The sequence below is a fragment of the Gemmobacter denitrificans genome (assembly GCF_036964905.1).
In the GTDB taxonomy this organism is placed as follows: Bacteria; Pseudomonadota; Alphaproteobacteria; order Rhodobacterales; family Rhodobacteraceae; genus Gemmobacter; species Gemmobacter denitrificans.
The window spans coordinates 254,766-274,289 of sequence record NZ_JBALHR010000002.1 but is presented as its reverse complement, the minus strand read 5'-3'; the positions used below and the strand labels follow the sequence as shown (position 1 = coordinate 274,289).

Genomic DNA, 19,524 nt, shown 5'->3' with positions numbered 1-19,524 from the left:
GGCTGGCGCAAACGGGGGGACGGGCATGATCTTCGACTATGTGATTGCGGGTGGCGGATCGGCAGGGGCCACGCTGGCCGCCCGGTTGAGCGAGGATCCGAACCTGACGATCTGCCTGCTGGAGGCCGGGGGGCGCGGCGACAGCATTCTGGCCCGGATGCCCGCCGCCACCGTGGCCGTGTTGCCCGGGCACCCCAAACTTGGCAACTGGGCCTTCGATACCGTGCCGCAGCCCGGCCTGAACGGGCGGCGCGGCTATCAGCCCCGCGGCAAGGGTCTGGGCGGATCGTCCAATATCAATGCCATGCTCTATATCCGGGGACATGCCAGCGATTACGATGGCTGGGCCGCGCAGGGCTGCACCGGTTGGGGGTGGCAGGATGTGCTGCCCTATTTCCGCCGGGCCGAGGCCAATCAGCGCGGCGCGGATGGCTTTCACGGGGCCGATGGCCCGCTGCAGGTGGCCGACCAGAGCGCCCCGCGCCCGATCAGCCGCGCCTTTGTCGAGGCCGCCACCGAATGCCAGATCGCCGAGCGGGCCGATTTCAATCGCGGCGAAACCGAGGGCGCGGGGCTGTACCAGGTGACCCAGTTCCATGACGGGCCGCGCCGGGGCGAACGCTGTTCAGCCCATGCCGCCTATCTGCGCCCCGTGCTGCCCAACCGCCCGAACCTGCATGTGATCCCGCGCGCGCATGTCACGCGCATCCTGCTGCAAGGCCGCCGCGCCGTGGGGCTGGAATTCCTGCGCGGTGGGCAAAGTGAAACGGTCAAGGCCCGGGCCGAGGTGATCCTGTCGGCGGGCGCCTTCGGTTCGCCGCAAATCCTGCAACTGTCAGGGATAGGCAGGCCCGAGGACCTTGTGCCGCAGGGGATTGCCGTAAGCCATGCCCTACCCGGTGTCGGGCAGAACCTGCAGGATCATCTGGATGTGATCCTGTCGCACAAGAGCCGCGACACCGATCTGTTCGGGATCGGGTTCAAGGCCGGGGCCCGGTTGTTGGCCGAAGGCTTGCGCTGGTTCCGGCAGGGCGGCGGGATGCTGACCACACCCTTTGCCGAAGGGGCGGGCTTTCTGAAATCCAGCCCCGACCAGCCCCGACCCGATCTGCAGCTGCATTTCTGCATTGCCATTGTCGATGATCATGCCCGCCGCCTGCATTGGGGCTATGGCTACAGCCTGCATGTCTGCGCGCTCTATCCGCAATCGCGGGGGCGTGTGGGACTGCATTCGCCCGATCCGCGCGCCGCACCGCTGATCGATCCGGGGTTCCTGAGCCATCCCGCCGATCTGCCGGTGATGATCCGGGGCGCGCGGGTGGCACAGGCGATCCTGCAGGCCCCGGCCCTGCGCCGCTATGATGCCGGGGCGCTGGATGGCCACCATCCGGGGATGAGCGATGCGGATTGGGAAAGCTTTATCCGCGCGCGGGCGGATACGATCTATCACCCGGTCGGCACCTGCGCGATGGGGGCGGTGGTTGATCCCGAATTGCGGGTGCGCGGGATAGAGGGGCTGCGGGTCGTAGATGCCTCGGTCATGCCCACGATTGTCGGGGGCAACACCAATGCGCCCACAATCATGATTGCCGAGAAGGCCGCAGATCTGATCCGCCGCCGCGCCTGAGCCAGAAGATCTGCGCCAGCGCAACCATGGGCGGGATGGTGCGGAAGATGTCGCGCATCATGCGCAGGTCGGCGACGATCCCGGCCCAGAACCCGTGCTTGGCCGATTTCAGCGGGCTTGCGACCGCCGGCCAGCGCACCACAGCCACGCGCAGGCCCGCCTGACGGATCAGGCCGTTCAGAAACACCTCGAACCCGAAGCGCGGCAATTGATCCAACCGCTCCAGATGCGGCGCGATGAGCGCGCGCGGGATCAGCCGTTCGCCCGTCAGGTAATCCACCCCGATTGCGCGCCAGAGCCCCGGCGCATTGCCGCGCAGCGACAGGCTGACAGCCGCCCGGCCATTGGTCACCGGGTCCACCAGTGCCGTGATGGCGTCAGGGGTCAGGCCCAGCAAATCGGCATCAATCAGCAGCAGATGATCTTCGTCCACGGCGCGGATACCCGCCGCCAGCGCTGCGGTCTTGCCGCGATTGGGGCGCAGTTCCAGCACCGAAGCCCCCGCCGCCCGCGCAACTTCGGCGGTGCCATCGGTCGATCCGTCGTCAATCACCAGCACCCGGGAAATGGCCGGGTGGCCCAGCACGGCGGCCAGCACGGCAGGCAGGCGCGGCGCCTCATTATGGGCGGGGATCAGGCAGGCGATCATGCGGCCACCCCGTTCCGCCGCAACAGGCGCGGGCCAAGCCAGAGCGCCAGTGCCAGCGCCATTGCAGCACAGGCCAGCCATAGCCCATCCTCCAGCCGCCCGGCCATGCTGCCAAATCCCCAGCCCAGGCCCATCAGAACCGCAGTTTTCGGCAGCGTGGCCAGCAGGTTGGCCAGCAGGAACCGCCCCGGTGACATGCCTGCCACCCCGGCGGCCAGCAGAACCGCGAACCCGGCTACATGGGTCAGCTTGCCGATCACCAGCACGCGCCCGCCGCGATCACGCATCACCCGCGCCAGACCGGCCATGCGCGCCCGGCTGATCCCGAAGGCCCGAACCAGGCGAAGAGGCAGCACATCCCGGCCCCAGCGTCCAATGGCATAGAGCAGCATGTCCCCGGCCAGATCGGCCATGACAAGGCACAGAAAGGCCTGAAGCGGATCAAGCAGGCCCAGCCGGGTCAGCCAGCCGGTCAGCAAGGTGATCACCGGCCCTTCGATCAGCGCCAGCGGTGCCAGCACCGCAAGCCCGTGGGTCCGGATCAGATCGGCCAGTTCCGCGCCTTCCATGGTCATCCGGCCATCATCATTCGGCGGGCACCATGACCGGGCGGGCAGCATCATCCGCCTCGCCCATCGGCTTGCCGTGCCAGTCGAAACCGCGACGGCGGAAACTGGCCAGCCAGAGCGCAGGCAGCAGCAGGTCACGCAAGGGCAGAAGCCAAAGATCACCAGTCCTTGACGGCCAGCCTGCACGGCGCATCAGCCAGCCTTCGGCCAGATACCACAGCGCCAGATAACCGATGGCCCAGGTCATCGGGGCACCGGCCCCGGCCAGACCGCCCATGACAAACAGCACCGGCAGCACGGCCCCGTTCAGCGGCTCCAGCGCGTAAAGCACCGGAAAGCCCGCGCGACGCACCCGTGCCCACCGCAATTGCCGCGCCCAGACATCTGACAGCCGCCGCCGCCCGATCGGCTGGGCAAAGGGCAGACGCGCCAGCGACACTTGCAGGCCCAGGCCGCGCACCAGCCGGGTCGCGGCGACATCTTCGGCCAGATCGCGGCCAAGGGCGCGCAGACCGCCTGCGCCTTCCAGCAATGGCTTGTGGAAGAACAACGTCTTGCCCTGCGCATAGGCCGGGCCGATGCTGTCGGCGGCATATTGCATCCGGGCCTGATTGCCATTCAGAAAGGCACATTCCAGACGGGCGGCCCAGCCCTGCGGGGCCATGCCCACGGGCGGCGCCGAGACACAGCCGGTGGTCGGCCCCCATTGGGCGACCACCCGTGCCAGATAATCGGGCGGCAACAGAAGGTTGCTGTCGGTCATGCAGATCCAGTCGGCCTCGGCCCCATGCCAGCCCTTCCAGACATTGTTCAATTTGGGGTTCCGCGTCACGCGATCCTGCCCGATCAGCAGCCGGGCGCGGATCGCCGGATATTCGGCCATCAGCTGACGCAGAAAGGGCACGGCAGGATCGGTTTCGGTTTCCGCGCAGAAGATCACCTCATAGTCCGGGTAATCCTGCGTGAAGGAGCTGCGCAGCGTTTCGCGTTCGGCATGGGTCAGGCCGCATACCGGGCGCAGCAAGGTGACAAAGGGATGCCCGATCCGCGACGGGGCCACCATAGGCCGCGCCAGCCGGTAAAGATACAGCGCCACGCTGGCCAGATGCACCACAAGCAGCAGCCCCGCTGCCAGAAACAGGATGCCGCTCATGCTTGCCCCGCCAATCCGAATTGTTCTGCTGTCTTGGGTGCGCGCTCGGCCACGGCGGCCAGCAGGCGCAAATCGCCTTCCGGCGTTTCGGCCAATGCGGTGAAGCTGTCCACCCAGTCGCCGCAATTGCCATAGATCAGCCCGTGATCCTGATGCAGCGCCGGCAGGTGGAAGTGACCGCAGATCACCCCGTCCACCCCTGCCATACGGGCCAGCGCCACCAGACGGCGTTCATGCTGGCGGCGGGCATAGGCGATGCGATTGACGCCTGACAACAGCGCCTCGATCAGGCTGCGTGCTTCGGGGGCCGATCTGCGGCGCCAGCCTTTCAGCCCGCGATCCAGACGGCGCAGCAGATGGTCGATCCGGCTGCCCAGACGGGTAAAGACATGGGCGCGCAACCAGCGCGCATCGACCTGATCGCCATGCAGCACCAGATAACGCCGCCCGTCTGCGGCCGTGTGAATGATCCGCTCCATCACCCCGCCCGAGGCGATCTGCTGCCCGGCGGGCGCGGCATCCGGTTCGGGATCATGGTTGCCGCGCAGCACGATCAGCCGCGCCCCTGCCGCCGCTTCGGCGCGCAGGTGATCCACCACCGCCTGATCGCGCGCGGTCCAATGCGGCAGCAACGGCTGCCAGAGATCAAGAATGTCCCCGGCCAGCACATAAGTTTCGGCTGGATGGTCGCGCAGGAAGGCCAGGATGAGGTCTGCCTTGCACCCGAGGGCCCCTAGATGCAGGTCCGACAGGAACAAGGTACGCAAGCAGTTGTGGGGTGTCGGGCGTTCCAAGGGCTGGCTCCGTCACGGACAGGTTGGCCGCACCATCGGTTTGGAAGGATTCAACTGCATGACGCTTTTGCTGCAGCGCGGTAAAAAACCAGCCTTCAGCCCGCCACACCCACCGCCTTCAGCGCCATGTCGGCATAGATGCCTTCCACCTCGGCCCGGCCAAGCCTTCCGCCTTCGCGATACCAGTTGGTAACGCCGGTCAGCATCGCGATCAGCGCAAGGGTTGCCAGCTTGGTATCGGGCAGCGCGAATTGCCCCGCCGCCCGACCGTCGCGCAGGATCGCCTCCAGCCGGTCTTCATATCGGCGGCGCAACGCCTCGATCGCGGCAAAGTTTTCCGACTCCAGATTGCGCAATTCCATATAGGCCACAAAGACCGCATCGGGCCGTTCGATGTGATAGCCGATATGGAAGCGCGCGAACTGATCCAGCCGGGCCACGGCGCCAGTGACCGCTGGCAAGGCGTCCAGCGCCTCCAGCAGCCCGTCCAGATGATCGCGCATCAGATCGGCCAGCAGGCTTTGCTTGTCGGGCGTATAAAGATAGAGCGCGCCGGCCTGCACACCGACCTCGGCGGCGATCTGGCGCATCGACACGGCGGCATAGCCGTGGCGGGCAAACAGCCGCTCGGCCGCCGCGCGGATGCGCGGCCCGGTGATTTCGGAATGTGAGCCGGTCTTGCGTGCCATGATCCCATGCTATCTGAACGCACGTTCAGTTCAACCCTGCCCAGACAAGCCGCGCCCCATTGCCGCCTCAGCCTCGGCCCTGTAAGGTCAGGCCAATTCTTGCAGCAGAGCCGCCATGCCCGACCACCGCCCCGTCATCGCCCTTTGCCTGTGCCTTGTGGTCGCGGCTTGCACGGAAATGCCGATGGTAGAGGGCCCGCCCCCGGCACCCGGCCCTGCCCCGCAGATCGCCCCGCTGGATGCCTTGGTGGCGCAGGCGCAAGTGGCGCCAACAGACACGGCCCCGACCGACAGCCTTGCAGCCCGCGCCGCAGCCCTGCGTGCCCGGGCCGCCGCCCTGCAAGCGCAAGAGATCGCGCAGCCGGGCACCTGAGGGGGCGCAACCTGTCGGTGGGTCTGGGGCGTTTCAGACCGGGCAGGTCTGGGCGCAAAAGGGATGCTGCACGATCATCCTGCCACGGATTTTCGCGCCGCACGCCTGGGCGAGTTGCAATGCGTTGACAGAGGCTTGTCCCGCGCCGATGCGGGGCGGGGCTCCACCGGCCCGCGAAAGCATTCGCGGGCGTTCGCCCCTGAAAACGCTCCACCTGAGCGTTTTCCCCCGCGCTGATGCGCGGGGCGGGGCTCACCCATCCATCTTGAGCGCGGAGATGAAGGCGCTTTGCGGGATTTCCACCTTCCCGAACTGGCGCATCTTCTTCTTGCCCTCTTTCTGCTTCTCCAGCAGCTTCTTCTTCCGGGTCGCGTCGCCGCCATAGCATTTGGCGGTCACGTCCTTGCGCATCGCGCTGAGCGTCTCTCGCGCAATCACCCGCGCGCCGATGGCGGCCTGAATCGGGATCTTGAACATATGACGCGGGATCAGCTCCTTGAGCTTTTCCACCATCACCCGGCCCCGCGCCTCCGCCCGGTCACGGTGCACCATGATCGACAGCGCATCCACCGGCTCGTCATTCACCAGAATCGACATCTTCACGAGGTTATCCTCGCGATATTCGCTGATCTGGTAATCGAACGAGGCATAGCCCTTGGTGACCGATTTCAGCCGGTCATAGAAGTCGAACACCACCTCGGCCAGCGGCAGGTCATATTCCACCATGGCACGGCTGCCCGCATAGGTCAGGTTCTGCTGAATGCCCCGACGGTCCTGACACAGCTTCAGGATATCCCCCAGATATTCATCCGGCACCATGATCGTGGCCTTGATGCGCGGCTCCTCGATATGGTCGACATAGGTCAGATCGGGCATATCGGCGGGGTTGTGCAGGTCGCGCACCTCGCCATCTTTCATATGCAGCTTGAACACCACCGAAGGTGCGGTGGTGATCAGGTCCAGATCATATTCCCGCTCCAGCCGGTCGCGCACCACTTCGAGGTGCAGAAGGCCCAGGAACCCCATGCGGAACCCGAACCCAAGCGCGGCCGAGGTCTCCATCTCATAGGAGAAGCTCGCGTCATTCAGCGCCAGCTTCTCGATGGCATCGCGCAGCGCCTCGAAATCATTGGCATCCACCGGGAACAGGCCGCAGAACACCACCGGCTGTGCGGGTTTGAACCCCGGCAGCGGCGCGTCGCAGGGCTTGCGCTCATGGGTGATGGTGTCGCCCACGCGGGTGTCGCGCACCTGCTTGATCGAGGCGGTCAAGACGCCAATCTCGCCCGGCCCCAGCTCGGCAATATCCACCATCTGCGGCTTCAGCACGGCCAGCTTGTCGATGCCATAAACGGCGCCGGTCTGCATCATCTTGACCCGGTCACCCTTCTTGATGACGCCATCCACCACGCGGATCATGACGACCACGCCCAGATAGGCATCGTACCAGCTGTCCACCAGCATGGCCTTCAAGGGCGCATCGCGGTCGCCCTTGGGCGCGGGCAGGCGCTGCACGATGGCCTCCAGCACATCCGGGATGCCAAGTCCGGTCTTGGCCGAGATCGGAATCGCATCGCTGGCGTCAATGCCGATCACGTCCTCGATGTTTTCCTTCACCCGGTCCGGGTCCGCCGCCGGAAGGTCGATCTTGTTCAGGACCGGCACGATCTCGTGGCCCGCATCAATCGCCTGATAGACATTGGCCAGCGTCTGCGCCTCAACCCCTTGGCTCGCATCCACCACCAGAAGCGAGCCTTCCACGGCGCGCATGCTGCGCGACACTTCATAGGCAAAGTCCACGTGGCCGGGGGTGTCGATCAGGTTCAGGATATAGGTCCGGCCATCCTTGGCGGGATATTCGATCCGCACCGTGTTGGCCTTGATGGTGATGCCCCGCTCGCGCTCGATATCCATGCTGTCGAGCATTTGCGCCTTCATGTCACGGGCGGCCACCGTGCCCGTCATCTGGATCAGACGGTCGGCTAGGGTGGATTTGCCGTGGTCGATATGGGCCACGATGGAGAAATTGCGGATGAGGTCAAGCTGGGTCATGCGCGCGGATATAGCCTGTAAGCGCAGGGCCGGGAAGGGGTATCAGGGCCGCCCGGACCGATGTTTCAGCCAGCGCCAATAAGCAAGGCACGGCAACAGCAGAATCGCGGCGATCACCAGGTCCATGTCACACTCATTATCCCACTACAGAGGTCAGAATGGCGCGGCACAAACCAAAGGTCAGGGGGAAAACCCCCGGTTCTGCATCGCTGTGCCGGGGATGACGCGAGGTCGTGGCGGGGGAATTATCCGCCAAAATCATCAGAACAATGCGTTTCCATTTTGGAAACACTGAAAAATCCCGCGCAAACAGATATCTGCGGGCAAATCTTCATGTAGACGCAGATTTTCCACAAATTTGCCGAAATTTGACAGCGCCGCCTGCAATCCCCATCTTGAACCCAGGGGCATCTGTCGCCCCCGTCGGGGCGGGCCTGCCAGCCTGTGTTTCCCGAAGGAACGAGTAACCGGGGGGTACATTGCCATGCCTGAGAGCACGGTAAACTGGCTTTGGATCGGCAATCGTCCGGTCATCGATTCCACACCCGCAAGCAATGTCACGCAGACGCAACTGAATGCGGCAGGCATGCCGGGTTACAGCGTCACCGGCCCGGCCCGCATCGCCCCTGTGGCAGTAACCGGCACCACGACGGCCAGTGGCGGCGCACAGGTTTTCACCGCACCTTTCAACGCGGTAGGTGGATTTGTCAGCCAGTTCAGCTTTGACAGCCCGACCACCCCGGGCACCGTGACCGGCCAGACAATCCAGACCACCTTCCGTGGCGACATCACCATCACCCTGCCCGATGGCTCGACCACCAATCAGGTGGCCACGATTGTCCAGATGGCCAATGGTGATCTGTTCCTGCGCCCCAATGCGCAGTTCCTGCCCGCTTGGTCGGGGATCGACAGCCTGCGCAGCATCACCATCAATCAGGCGACGCCCTTCCCGAGCAATACGGTGCTGAACTCGGTCATTTCGTTCAACCCTGACATATTCGACATTGTCATCCCCTGCTTCACCGCCGGAACCCGGATCGCCACGCCAGACGGCACGCGGCGGGTCGAAGACCTGCAGGTGGGCGATCTGGTTTTGACGGCCGATCATGGGCCGCAGCCGATCCGCTGGATCGGGCGGCGCGACCTGACAGCCGCCGATCTGCAGGCCGCCCCCCAGCTTTGCCCGATCCGCATTGCTCCCGGCGCCCTTGGGGCCGGACAGCCCGCAACCGAGTTGCGCGTGTCGCCGCAACACAGGATGCTGGTACGGTCGCGCATTGCCAACCGGTTGTTCGACAGCGAAGAAGTGCTGGTTGCCGCCCGGCATCTGACCGGATTGCCGGGTATCGGTCCCTGCGCTGCAGAACCGGTCAGCTATCTGCACCTGCTGCTGGACCGGCATGAAATCCTGTTCGCCAACGGCGCCCCCACCGAAAGCCTTTATCCCGGCCCGGTGGCGCTGCAGGCACTTGGCGCGGCAGCCGTTTCGGAAATCCTGGCGCTGTTTCCAGAATTGGATCAATCAGAATCGCCCGGATTGGCACCGGCCCGGATTCTGGTGCGGGGCCGACAAGGGCGCAGCATGGCTGCCCGCCACCGCAAACACGCCACCCCGCTGATTGCCGCCTGACGGCCACTGCATCTGGTGGTCCGGCCCCCTGATGCCACTGCATCGGGGGAGATCGGCGATTTTCCGCACAGTCGCGCAAGTTGATTGCCAATTTTTCGCCGAATCGGCATAATCACTGCCAGAAAATGACCTGTGGCGGAGGGAAACCCCGCCTACCGGCAATGAGGCAGAGACATGTTGAAACTCGTTCTGGCAGGCGCCGCTGTGGCGCTGGCAATTCCCTTTTTGGCAACCATGGCCCATGCGGGTGCAGTAGAGCGCGCTTGCCTGCGTTCGGATCGCGGTGCGTCAAATCCTGCGGTTTGCGGCTGCATCCAGCAGGTGGCCGACATGACCCTGAAGGGTGGGGATCAGCGCAAGGCCGCCAAGATGATGCGCGACCCGGATCTGGCACATGAAGTGTGGATTTCCAAGCGCGATGCCGATGATGCCTTCTGGGAACGCTACAAGGCCTTTGGCCAGCAAGCCGAAGCCTATTGCAGCTGATCCCGGCCCCCGGTCCATGATTTTTGCCCCCGCCTCGGCCAGACCGGGGCGGGGGTTTTCATTTTGGTGGTGATGTCATGACAGATCGTGTCCGGTTCGCTTTCACCCGTCAGGCCGCATCCTGTGCCGCGCTTGGATCGCCCTTCATGCAAAGGCTGATGACCCTGCTGGCGGATTGCTGGCCAGATTGGCCCGCCCCGGCGCTGGTGGAGCGGATCACGCATTGGCCAGGCGAGATCGGGCCCGAAGCTGCATCGGTGCCGCTGCGGCTGGCCAGTGGCCTGCATGCGCTGGTGCTGTCGGGGGACACCGCACTGGCCGCTGTCTGGCCCCCTGCGAACGCCGCGGACCTGGAACCGGTGGTGATGCAAGCACTGGCCCGCCACGAAACGGCGCTTCTGACCATTTTGGAGCGTGCGCCCCAGACCAATGAAATCCGTCGCAGTGCAACTCTGATTGCCGTGGCGCATCTGCTGGAAGCAAAGTTCGGTCTGCCGCTGCGGCTGTCGGAACTGGGGGCGAGTGCGGGCCTGAACCTGTGGTTCGACCACTATGGGCTGACGGCGGGCGGTCAGGCATTCGGGGCCGCCGACCCCGTGCTGCAACTGGCGCCTGACTGGCGCGGCGCCCTGCCCCCAATGCCCCCCTTCACCGTGGTGGATCGCGCCGGGGTGGACCTTGCCCCCTTGCGCGCCGGGATTGCGGCGGATGAATTGCGGCTTCTGTCCTGCCTCTGGCCCGATCAGCCAGAACGCATGGCCCGCACCCGCGCCGCCCTGACCCTGCCACCTGCGCCGGTTGCGGCGGGCGATGCGGTCGATTGGCTGGCCGGGCGGCTGGCGCAGCCCTGGGAGGGCCAGGTGCATCTGGTCTATCACACCATCGCCTGGCAGTATTTTCCGGCAGATGTTCAGGCCCGGGGCGCTGCGCTCCTGGCCGAAGCGGGCCGGCGCAGCGCAGCCCCGCTTGCCCGTTTCGGGATGGAACCCGATGACAGTGGCCTGCCCGGTGCCGCGCTCAGCCTGCAGCTCTGGCCCGAAAACCGCACCATCGCCCTGGGGCGTGCCGGTTTTCATGGCGAATGGGTGGATTGGTCGGTCACCAGCCTCTGATCGCGGCCACCAGCCCCCGGCTTGCGGCCTCGACCAGATCAAGCGTCTGGTCGAAATCTCCGGTGTAACAGGGATCGGGCAGATCGGTCAGGCCGCAATCTGGCGCATGGGTCAGAAACAACTGCGGCTTCGCCCCCTGCCCGCCTGCATTGCGCCGCAGGGCCATGGCATCGGCCAGATTGCGGTGATCCATCACCAGAACATCGTCAAAGCGGGTGAAATCCGTTTCCACCAGCTGACGCGCCCGCAATGGCGCAAGATCATAGCCCCGCGCCTTTGCCGCAGCGATCATCGGCGGGTGGGGTGGTTCGCCCGCATGCCAGCCCCCCGTCCCTGCGCTGTCCACCGTCACATCCAGCCCGGCAAGGCTTGCGTGATGGCGGAACACCGCTTCGGCGGTGGGGGAACGGCAGATATTGCCAAGGCAGACAAACAGGATCGCGCGGGTCATGACCGCAGTCCTGCCATGCCGCGCCTGCAGGCGCAATCTGCCCCGCGCATTCCCGCCAGCCGGTATGGATCAGTTCGACGCCCCATGGCCATGCGCATGGCCATGGCCTTCACCCATGCCCACCATCGGTGCCTTGCGCTCCAGATCGACCGGGATGGTCACCTCGATCGGCCCGGCCTTTTCAAAGGTCAGGGTGACATTGACGGTATCGCCATGGTTCAGGGCGCGGGTCAGGCCAAGAAACATGACATGATCGCCGCCGCGTGCCAGCGCATAGGCCTCGCCCGCCGGGATGGCAAAGCCCTCGGGCACTTCCAGCATCTGCATCACGCCATTGGCATCGGCCTTGTGGGTATGCAGTTCCACCTTTTCCGCCACATCCGACGCGGCCGAAACCAGCCGGTCATCGGCGCTGCCGTGGTTTTCAATCACCATGAACGCCGCCCCCGATTTCGCCATCATGGTCGAAACACGGGCATAGGGGTCGGTGATGGTGATGGACCCTTCGGCAAAGGCAGGAAGGGCAAGGCCAAGAGCGGCCATCACGGCAAAGTGGCGAAGAAAGATCATGTCAGGTCCTTGCACGACGAACAACGATTATGACCCGACCCTAACGCCATCCCGATCAGACCGAAAGCTGCCGTGGCCCGGGCGTGACAGCATGCCGCAAAGAAAAAGGCCCTGCCGAATGGCAGGGCCCTGATCTATAGATCCGCAAGGATCAGGCAGCCGCCTGAACCTTTGCGATCTCTTTCTTGATCTTCAGCGCCTTTTCCGACAGCTCTTCATCCTTGGCCTTGGCCAGGAAAGCATCCAGACCGCCGCGATGATCGACGGTGCGCAGCGCGGCCGAGGACACGCGCAGCTTGAACGACTGGCCCAGAACGTCCGAGATCAGCGTCACGTCGTTCAGGTTCGGCAGAAAGCGCCGTTTGGTCTTGTTGTTGGCGTGGCTGATGGTGTTGCCAACCATCGGGCCTTTACCGCTCAGTTCGCAGACACGCGACATCGTCTTCATCCTTGTCTTTCGGGCCTTTGCCTTGAGCGGCGGCGGCCCGGAGTAACAGCCACAGACCCCGCCGCTGCGGCGGGTTCCAAATTCCATCCGTGCCCTTTAGGCGGAAAGCCGGACGCCGTCAAGCGATTCACCACCCGCCATGGTCGCGCGTTCCAGCGCAATCAGCCGTTCCTTGCGCCAGAGCCCGCCCCCATATCCGGTCAGGCTGCCATCGGCACCGATCAGGCGATGGCAGGGGATCAGGATCGCAATCGGATTGGCGGCATTCGCCGCCGCCACGGCCCGCACGGCATCGGGGCGGCCCAAACGGGTGGCCAATGCACCATAGGTCAGCGTTTGGCCCGGGGAAATCTCTTGCAGCGCGGCCCAGACCCTTTGTTGAAACGTGGTGCCCAGCGGGGCCAATGGCAGGGTGAATCCTGCGCTGGCGCCGGTGAAATAGCGCTGCAACTCAGCCTCCAGCCGGTCGGTCACGTCAGTGCGGCCCAGACCGATGCGCCCGGCCACTGCCCGCGACAGGGCCTGCATCTCGCGCGCAAGGGTGCGGCGTTCGGTGAATTCGAGCAGCCGGACGGCATCACCGTCACAAACCGCCACCATGCCGCCCAGGGGTGTTTCCAGAAAACTGGCCGTCAGCCCGCCCGCGCCCGTCAGCGCAGCCGGGGCATGGCCGGTCAGACGGGCAAAGGCCGCGCGAAACCCCGAAGCGCTGTCAAACCCGGCCTCCAGTTGCGCGTCGATGACCCGCTCGCCTGCTGCCAGCCGCCGCCCGGCCTGCGCCAGCCGCAAGGCGCGTGCCATGCCCAGAAAGGTCTGGCCGAAATGCCGCTGAAACGCCCGCCTCAAGGTCGAAGGATCAAGCCCGCGCGCCTGCAGATCGGCCTCGGACCAGCGCCGGGCCGGATCGGCGCGCAGCGCGGCCAGCAGATCGGCATGGCCCGGGTCCAGTTGCCCCAGTGGATTGCAGCGCTTGCAGGCCCGAAATCCCCCGGCGAGACAATCCGCAACCGTGGGGTGGAACCGGCAATTGCGCTGCAGGGGTTTGGGCGCAGGGCAGGTCAGGCGGCAGAAGATACCGGTGGTCACCACGGCCACAAAGGCCCTGCCCTCCCATGCGGGATCGCGGGCCAGCAGCGCGGCATAGAGTGTATCGGAATCGGGCAGATCGCTCTGGGTCATGCGCGTCAGCCTAACCGATTCGTGCAGTCCCTGCCGCCGGTTTTCGGGCATGGCTTTTCCGAAAGTGCCCCCCGCAGGAGCGGTGATGCGTCAGCCGGGCCGAGGGGGTTCGATGCCCCCGAGGACCGTCCCCCGAGCTTACCCCCCAGATGGGCCAGCACTTCCAGCGCCGCGTCATCCGGGCTGCGCGTGCCCTCCCCGACCTGACTGCCCAGCCGGTCCATCAGCCCGCGCAAGGGCTCACGCGTCAGGCGCGCCAGCAGGCTTTGCCGCACTTCTTCTTCGAACCAATGCCGGGCCTGTTCGGCGCGGCGGCGATCCCAATGCCCTTCGGTCCTGCGCCAGCGGGCCAGTGCCTCCATCTCGGCCCAGGCCTGGGCCAGACCGTTTTCCTCCAGCGCCGAAACCGTCAGCGCCTTGGGAAATCCGTCCGGGTCTTGCGGGCGGCGGCGCAACAGGCGCAAGGCTCCCGCGTAATCGGCCTGCGTGCGCAGGGCAGCCGGTTTCAGATCGCCATCGGCCTTGTTCACAAGGATCAGATCGGCCATTTCCATGATGCCGCGCTTGACGCCCTGCAATTCATCGCCCCCCGCGGGGGCCAGCAGCAGCAAGAACAGGTCACACATTTCGGCCACCATGGTTTCCGACTGGCCAACCCCGACGGTTTCGATCAGCACCACGTCAAAGCCCGCCGCCTCGCACAGCGCCACCGCCTCACGCGTGCGCCGCGCCACGCCGCCCAGATGGGTCTGGCTGGGGGAAGGGCGGATGAAGGCGCGCGGGTCACGGCTCAGCCGTTCCATCCGGGTCTTGTCGCCCAGGATCGACCCGCCCGAGCGCGCCGAGGAGGGATCAACCGCCAGCACCGCCACCCGCAGCCCCTGCGCTGTGAGGAAACAGCCGAAACTTTCGATGAAGGTGGATTTGCCCACCCCTGGCGTGCCGGAAAGCCCGATCCGCAGCGCCTGCCGCCCCTGCCCCGTCACCTCGGCCACCAGCCGTCGGGCCTGATCGCGATGATCGGACCGCGCGCTTTCCACCAGGGTGATGGCGCGGGCCAAGGCCCGTCGGTCGCCGTCGATCACGGATTGTGCAAGCGGTGAAACATCCATCTGGGAACCTCGGGCCGTCGGTCGGTCGTCAGGAATGCGATCGGCGGCAAAGGGCCGATCACGGGGCTTTGGGCTGTAATGCCCGACACGGGCGATATAATCCAGTGTCGTAAAGCGGGTGCAAGGCTTGCTGGTGTGAACATTCGGAGGAAACGCAGAATGCGTATGACGGGGTGGACAGGGCGGATCGGGGTTGCGGCAGTGCTGGCAGTGCTGACCTGCCTTCCGGCGCGGGCCGAGGAAGCGGCCTTCGATTTCGTGCTGAAGGGGATCACGGCCGGATCGCTGACATGGACGGGTTCAGGCGAACCGGGCGGGGCCTATCAGGTGAAGGGCCGGCTCAAGACGTCGGGTCTGGCCGCGCTTCTGAAAAGGGTGCGCTACGATGCCGCTGCCTCGGGCAGCATGACCGCCAAGGGCACCTATGTCGCGGCGCGCTATTCCGAAGATGCCGATACCGGCAAGCGCCAATCGCAAAGCGCGATCACCTGGACAAAAGGCGTGCCCAAGGTGACAGAGGCCTCTGAACGGGCGCCAAAGCCCTGGGATATCGACCCGGCCAGCCAGAAGGGCACTGTCGATCCGCTGACGGCGATGTTTGCCACCCTGCGCGAGGTTGAACCTGGCCAGGAATGCAAGGTGAATGTGAACATGTTCGATGGTCGCCGCGCCAGCAAGCTGCTGCTCGGCTCGCCCAAAACCAGCGAGGGCAAGGTGATCTGCGCGGGCGAATACCGCCGCGTGGCCGGGTTCTCGCCCGATGACATGGCCGAAAAGACCCGCTTCCCCTTTTCCCTGACCTATGAACCGGCGGCAAATGGCAAGATGCGCGTGGTCGAGGTGTCGATGGACACGCTTTATGGCAAGGCGCGGCTGGTCCGCCGCTGACAGATTGCGGGCCGGGAAACCTCTCCCCGGCCCGAATACCGTCAGGGGCGTGACGGCATCTTGTAGAATCTGGGCAGACCTTCGCCCATCAAATGCCAGTCGGGCGCAGATGCTGTGTAGATATGCAACCGGGGCGCAAGGTCACCAGCCTCATCAAAGGCACCGATCTTCACCGGCAGAAAGGGTTCATGGGCTGGCTCGCTCCACAGGGGTGTGCCGCAATCGGCGCAAAAGGCGCGGGCAACTTCAGCCCCGCTATCGCCTGATGACCGGTGATACCGGGGGATGCCGCTGTCGATGCGCAGCGCCTCCTTTGGCACCAGCGCAACATAATTGGCCCCGCCACCAGACATTTTCTGGCATTGGCGGCAATGGCAGGCCCCAGTGCCCAGCGGCGGAGCCGTGATGGTAAAGCGGATCGCGCCACAGGCGCAGCCCCCGGTTCTGTGCATGAAATGTCCTTTCAGCTTGATCCTCTGCCGCCACCTTATGGACTGGTGCTGCTGCCACCGTTCTGTCAGCAATACGGCAGCAGGGGGGCACAAATCATGCGGCGGACCGAACGGCTGTTCCAGATCATCCAGATCCTGCGCCGGTCGCGCGGGCCGGTCACCGGTCGGGCATTGGCCGAAGAACTGGAGATCGCGCCGCGCACGCTTTACCGCGACATGGCCGAACTGATGGCGCAGCGCGTGCCGGTCAGGGGCGAGGCAGGAACTGGCTATGTGCTGGACCAGGGCTATGATCTGCCGCCGCTGATGCTGACGGCGGATGAGTTGGAGGCGGCCTTGCTGGGCGCAGCCTGGGTTGCGCGGCGCGGCGATGCGGCACTGGCGCGTTCGGCGCGCGATCTGGTGGCCAAGCTGGGCGCGGTGATCCCGCAGGATCTGCGCCCCCTGCTGCTGGATGACAGTCTGCGCCCGGTCAGCTTTGCCGCCCCTCCGCCCAGCGATACGCTGGACATGGCCCCCCTGCGCCAGGCGATCCGCCACCGACGCAAGGTCGATATCACCTATGCCGATGGCAAGGGGGCGATCAGCCAGCGCCGGATCTGGCCCATCTTCATCGCCTATATGGAAGAGGTGCGCGTGGTGGCCGGATGGTGCGAATTGCGTGGCGATTTCCGCCACTTCCGCACCGATCGTATCAGGGCGCTGGCCGTGACCGACCAGCCGCTTCCCGGGCGGCGGGCCGAACTTCTGGCGCGCTGGCAGGCGACCATGCCCCCCTTGCCGCGGCACCCGCAATCTGGTGCAAGGCAGCCAGAGGAAAGGGGGCCCCATGGCGCTGCCGATTGATGATGTGCTGCCGGGCATCCGCGCGGCGATCCGCAGCCAGGGCATGGCCGTGGTGCAGGCCCCCCCGGGCGCGGGCAAGACGACCGGCGTGCCATTGGCGCTGCGCGATATCATCAAGGGCCGGATCATCCTGCTGGAGCCGCGCCGGCTTGCCGCCCGTGCCGCGGCGGAGCGGATGGCCGAAACCCTGGGCGAGCCGGTAGGCCAGACCGTCGGCTATCGCATCCGGGGTGAAGCGAAAGTCAGCCGCGCCACGCGGATCGAGGTGGTGACCGAAGGCATCCTGACCCGGATGATCCAGAGCGATCCGGGGTTGGAGGGGGTCGGCGCGCTGATCTTCGACGAATTCCACGAACGCAGCCTGAATGCCGATCTGGGGCTGGCATTGGCGCTGGAGGTGCGATCCGCACTGCGCGACGATCTGGCCTTGATCGTGATGTCGGCCACGCTCGACGCGGCCCCCGTGGCCGCGCTGATGGGCGATGCGCCGCTGATCACCAGCGCGGGCCGGGCGTTTCCGGTCGAAACCCGCTGGCTGCCCCGCCCGCTTGATGCGCGGGCGCGGTTCGATCAGGCCCTGGCTGCGCTGGTCTTTCAGTCGGTGGAGGAATGTCCCGAAGGCGGCGTACTGGTCTTTCTGCCGGGCGAGGGCGAGATTCGCCGGGTGGAGGGGCTGTTGCGCGGCCTGAAGGGCTGTGACATCCGCCCGCTGTTCGGAGCCATGGAGTTTGCGGCCCAACGCGCAGCCCTTGCGCCCGCAGCACCGGGCCTGCGCAAGGTGGTGCTGGCGACCTCCATCGCCGAAACCTCGCTCACCATTCCCGATATTCGCGTCGTGGTCGATGGCGGGCGGGCGCGGCGGGCGCGGTTTGATGCGCCATCCGGCATGGCGCGGCTGGTGACCGAACGCGTGACGCGGGCCGAGGCCGAACAACGCCGGGGCCGCGCGGGCCGCGTGGCGCCGGGCACCTGTTACCGGCTGTGGTCGCGCGGCGAGGAAGGCGCGCTGGCGGCCTTTCCCCCGGCCGAAATCGAAGCGGGCGATCTGACCGGGCTTGCGCTGGAACTGGCGGTCTGGGGCGGGTCTGACCTGCCTTTCCTGACGCCCCCCCATCCCGGCGTTCTGGCCGAAGCGCGCGCGCTTCTGACCGCCCTGCAGGCACTGGATAGCGCGGGCCGGATCACCGATCATGGCCGGGCGCTGTCGGCCCTGCCGCTGCATCCGCGTCTGGGGCATATGCTGATCCGCGCCGGGGGGGGCACACAGGCGGCCACCCTGGCCGCGCTTTTGGCGGAACGCGATCCGCTGCGCGCAGCCCCCGCCGATCTGGCGCTGCGCATGGCGGCCGTTGCCGATCCGGGCCGGGTGGAACGCGACGGCCACGAAGTTCATCGCGGCACGGTCGAACGTATCCGGCTGGAAGCCCGACGGCTGGCGCGCGCCGTGCCCGAAGCGCCGCTCGACCTTGGCCTTGGGCAACTGGCTGCGCTGGCCTATCCGGATCGGGTCGGGCTGCGCCGCAAGGGCGATGCGCCGCGTTGGGTTCTGTCTGGTGGCAAGGGTGCGGCCATGGCGGCAGGACAGCCGCTGTCAGGCGCGCGGTTGCTGGTGGCCACCGATCTGGACGGCGACCTGCGCGAGGCCACCATCCGGCAGGCGGTGGCCATCTCTGAATCCGAATTGCGCGCCGTGCATGGGGCGCAGATCGTCTGGCAGGATGTCTGCGAATGGTCGCGCCGCGAGGGTCGGGTGCAGGCACGGCGACAGGAACGGTTCGGCGCGGTGGTGCTGGAAGATCGTATCTGGTCCGACGCCCCGCCCGAAACCATGGCCCGCGCCGCGCTGGAAGGCTTGCGCCAGATCGGCCTGACCCCCTCGCCCGCCGCGCGCCGACTGCTGGCCCGGATCGATCTGTGCCGCCGCGATGGTGCCGATCTGCCCGATTGTTCGGACTCTGCCCTGCTGGCGGACGACTCCCTGCTGCCCTGGCTGGGCCGGGCACGGACCGACACCGATCTGCGCGGGCTGGATCTGGTTGAACCGATCCGCGCACGGCTTGGATGGGAAGGGGTGCAGTTGATTGACCGGCTGGCCCCTGCGCAATTCGAAACGCCATTGGGCCGCCATGTGCCTATTGATTACGAAGGCGAATCGCCCGGGATCGAGCTGCGCTTGCAAGAGCTGTTCGGGGTGACGGTTCATCCGACCGTGGGCCCGAAACGGCTGCCCCTGCGGATCACCCTTCTGTCCCCCGGTGGCAAACCGGTGCAGGTGACAATGGACCTGCCGGGATTCTGGACCAGTTCCTACGCCGATGTGCGGCGCGACATGCGCGGTCGCTATCCGCGCCACCCTTGGCCCGAAGACCCGCGCGAAGCCGATCCGACCCTGCGCGCCAAGCCGCGCGGCACCTGAGGCGAAACCGCTCTGCCCCTTTTGCAAA

The 19,524-nt window shown here is 66.1% G+C and carries 20 protein-coding genes; 8 read left to right on the top strand and 12 right to left on the bottom strand.

Features of this window, described 5'->3' with window-relative positions:
- Window positions 1-25 precede the first annotated feature (25 nt).
- Window positions 26-1,627 (top strand): GMC family oxidoreductase, encoded by a 1,602-nt coding sequence (locus V6590_RS04450; RefSeq protein ID WP_335420155.1) that lies wholly within the window; start codon window positions 26-28, stop codon window positions 1,625-1,627.
- Here V6590_RS04450 and V6590_RS04445 read toward each other — a convergent pair.
- The 5 genes from V6590_RS04445 to V6590_RS04425 all read right to left on the bottom strand — a co-directional run bounded on the left by V6590_RS04445 (window position 1,581) and on the right by V6590_RS04425 (window position 5,481).
- The gene (locus tag V6590_RS04445) at window positions 1,581-2,276 is read right to left on the bottom strand and encodes a glycosyltransferase family 2 protein (RefSeq protein WP_335420154.1); all 696 of its coding nucleotides are present in this window, start codon (window positions 2,274-2,276) and stop codon (window positions 1,581-1,583) included. The genes V6590_RS04450 and V6590_RS04445 overlap by 47 nt on opposite strands.
- Window positions 2,273-2,899 carry a DedA family protein gene (locus tag V6590_RS04440; protein WP_335420151.1) on the bottom strand — a complete coding sequence of 209 codons (627 nt, stop codon included), beginning with the start codon at window positions 2,897-2,899 and terminating at the stop codon, window positions 2,273-2,275. Before V6590_RS04440 ends, V6590_RS04445 begins: the two co-directional genes overlap by 4 nt.
- Entirely contained in the window at window positions 2,862-3,998 is a 1,137-nt protein-coding gene (locus V6590_RS04435; protein WP_335420148.1) for a ceramide glucosyltransferase, read from the bottom strand. The genes V6590_RS04440 and V6590_RS04435 overlap by 38 nt, the downstream gene beginning before the upstream one ends.
- Complete coding sequence (locus tag V6590_RS04430; RefSeq protein WP_335420144.1) at window positions 3,995-4,792, bottom strand: UDP-2,3-diacylglucosamine diphosphatase; 798 nt, start codon at window positions 4,790-4,792, stop codon at window positions 3,995-3,997. The genes V6590_RS04435 and V6590_RS04430 overlap by 4 nt, the downstream gene beginning before the upstream one ends.
- Window positions 4,793-4,887: 95 nt before the next feature.
- Window positions 4,888-5,481 (bottom strand): TetR/AcrR family transcriptional regulator, encoded by a 594-nt coding sequence (locus tag V6590_RS04425; RefSeq protein ID WP_335420141.1) that lies wholly within the window; start codon window positions 5,479-5,481, stop codon window positions 4,888-4,890.
- Window positions 5,482-5,596: 115 nt separating this feature from the next.
- Here V6590_RS04425 and V6590_RS04420 point away from each other — a divergent pair, with 115 nt between their 5' ends.
- A complete protein-coding gene (locus V6590_RS04420; RefSeq protein WP_335420139.1) occupies window positions 5,597-5,854 on the top strand; it encodes a hypothetical protein in 258 nt (85 codons plus the stop codon).
- 252 nt (window positions 5,855-6,106) lie between these two features.
- Here V6590_RS04420 and lepA read toward each other — a convergent pair whose 3' ends face one another.
- Entirely contained in the window at window positions 6,107-7,906 is a 1,800-nt protein-coding gene (gene lepA / locus V6590_RS04415; protein ID WP_335420136.1) for a translation elongation factor 4, read from the bottom strand.
- Window positions 7,907-8,390: 484 nt separating this feature from the next.
- Here lepA and V6590_RS04410 point away from each other — a divergent pair, with 484 nt between their 5' ends.
- The 3 genes from V6590_RS04410 to V6590_RS04400 all read left to right on the top strand — a co-directional run bounded on the left by V6590_RS04410 (window position 8,391) and on the right by V6590_RS04400 (window position 11,134).
- A complete protein-coding gene (locus V6590_RS04410) occupies window positions 8,391-9,536 on the top strand; it encodes a Hint domain-containing protein (protein ID WP_335420133.1) in 1,146 nt (381 codons plus the stop codon).
- Window positions 9,537-9,710: 174 nt separating this feature from the next.
- Window positions 9,711-10,022 carry a hypothetical protein gene (locus V6590_RS04405; RefSeq protein WP_335420130.1) on the top strand — a complete coding sequence of 104 codons (312 nt, stop codon included), beginning with the start codon at window positions 9,711-9,713 and terminating at the stop codon, window positions 10,020-10,022.
- Between the two features lie 77 nt (window positions 10,023-10,099).
- Window positions 10,100-11,134 (top strand): DUF2332 domain-containing protein, encoded by a 1,035-nt coding sequence (locus tag V6590_RS04400; protein WP_335420127.1) that lies wholly within the window; start codon window positions 10,100-10,102, stop codon window positions 11,132-11,134.
- On the opposite strand, the gene V6590_RS04395 is transcribed toward V6590_RS04400, so the two are convergent.
- The 5 genes from V6590_RS04395 to meaB all read right to left on the bottom strand — a co-directional run bounded on the left by V6590_RS04395 (window position 11,121) and on the right by meaB (window position 14,894).
- Entirely contained in the window at window positions 11,121-11,585 is a 465-nt protein-coding gene (locus V6590_RS04395; protein WP_335420124.1) for a low molecular weight protein-tyrosine-phosphatase, read from the bottom strand. The two genes, V6590_RS04400 and V6590_RS04395, sit on opposite strands and share 14 nt — an antisense overlap.
- A gap of 69 nt (window positions 11,586-11,654) precedes the next feature.
- Window positions 11,655-12,155 (bottom strand): copper chaperone PCu(A)C, encoded by a 501-nt coding sequence (locus V6590_RS04390; RefSeq protein WP_335420122.1) that lies wholly within the window; start codon window positions 12,153-12,155, stop codon window positions 11,655-11,657.
- Between the two features lie 151 nt (window positions 12,156-12,306).
- Window positions 12,307-12,594, bottom strand: coding sequence for a 50S ribosomal protein L28 (gene rpmB / locus V6590_RS04385; protein ID WP_335420120.1), 288 nt, complete (start codon window positions 12,592-12,594; stop codon window positions 12,307-12,309).
- Window positions 12,595-12,699: 105 nt separating this feature from the next.
- On the bottom strand, window positions 12,700-13,782 hold the full coding sequence (locus tag V6590_RS04380; RefSeq protein WP_335420117.1) for a bifunctional transcriptional activator/DNA repair enzyme AdaA: 1,083 nt from the start codon (window positions 13,780-13,782) through the stop codon (window positions 12,700-12,702).
- Between the two features lie 5 nt (window positions 13,783-13,787).
- Complete coding sequence (gene meaB, locus V6590_RS04375) at window positions 13,788-14,894, bottom strand: methylmalonyl Co-A mutase-associated GTPase MeaB (protein WP_335420114.1); 1,107 nt, start codon at window positions 14,892-14,894, stop codon at window positions 13,788-13,790.
- Between the two features lie 159 nt (window positions 14,895-15,053).
- Here meaB and V6590_RS04370 point away from each other — a divergent pair, with 159 nt between their 5' ends.
- On the top strand, window positions 15,054-15,782 hold the full coding sequence (locus V6590_RS04370; RefSeq protein ID WP_335420110.1) for a DUF3108 domain-containing protein: 729 nt from the start codon (window positions 15,054-15,056) through the stop codon (window positions 15,780-15,782).
- A gap of 41 nt (window positions 15,783-15,823) precedes the next feature.
- Here V6590_RS04370 and V6590_RS04365 read toward each other — a convergent pair whose 3' ends face one another.
- Window positions 15,824-16,234, bottom strand: a complete 411-nt coding sequence (locus tag V6590_RS04365) for a GFA family protein (RefSeq protein ID WP_335420107.1) — start codon at window positions 16,232-16,234, stop codon at window positions 15,824-15,826.
- Between the two features lie 96 nt (window positions 16,235-16,330).
- On the opposite strand from V6590_RS04365, the gene V6590_RS04360 reads away from it, so the two are divergent.
- Window positions 16,331-17,080 carry a helix-turn-helix transcriptional regulator gene (locus tag V6590_RS04360; RefSeq protein WP_335420106.1) on the top strand — a complete coding sequence of 250 codons (750 nt, stop codon included), beginning with the start codon at window positions 16,331-16,333 and terminating at the stop codon, window positions 17,078-17,080.
- A complete protein-coding gene (gene hrpB, locus V6590_RS04355; RefSeq protein WP_335420104.1) occupies window positions 17,064-19,496 on the top strand; it encodes an ATP-dependent helicase HrpB in 2,433 nt (810 codons plus the stop codon). The genes V6590_RS04360 and hrpB overlap by 17 nt, the downstream gene beginning before the upstream one ends.
- Window positions 19,497-19,524 lie beyond the last annotated feature (28 nt).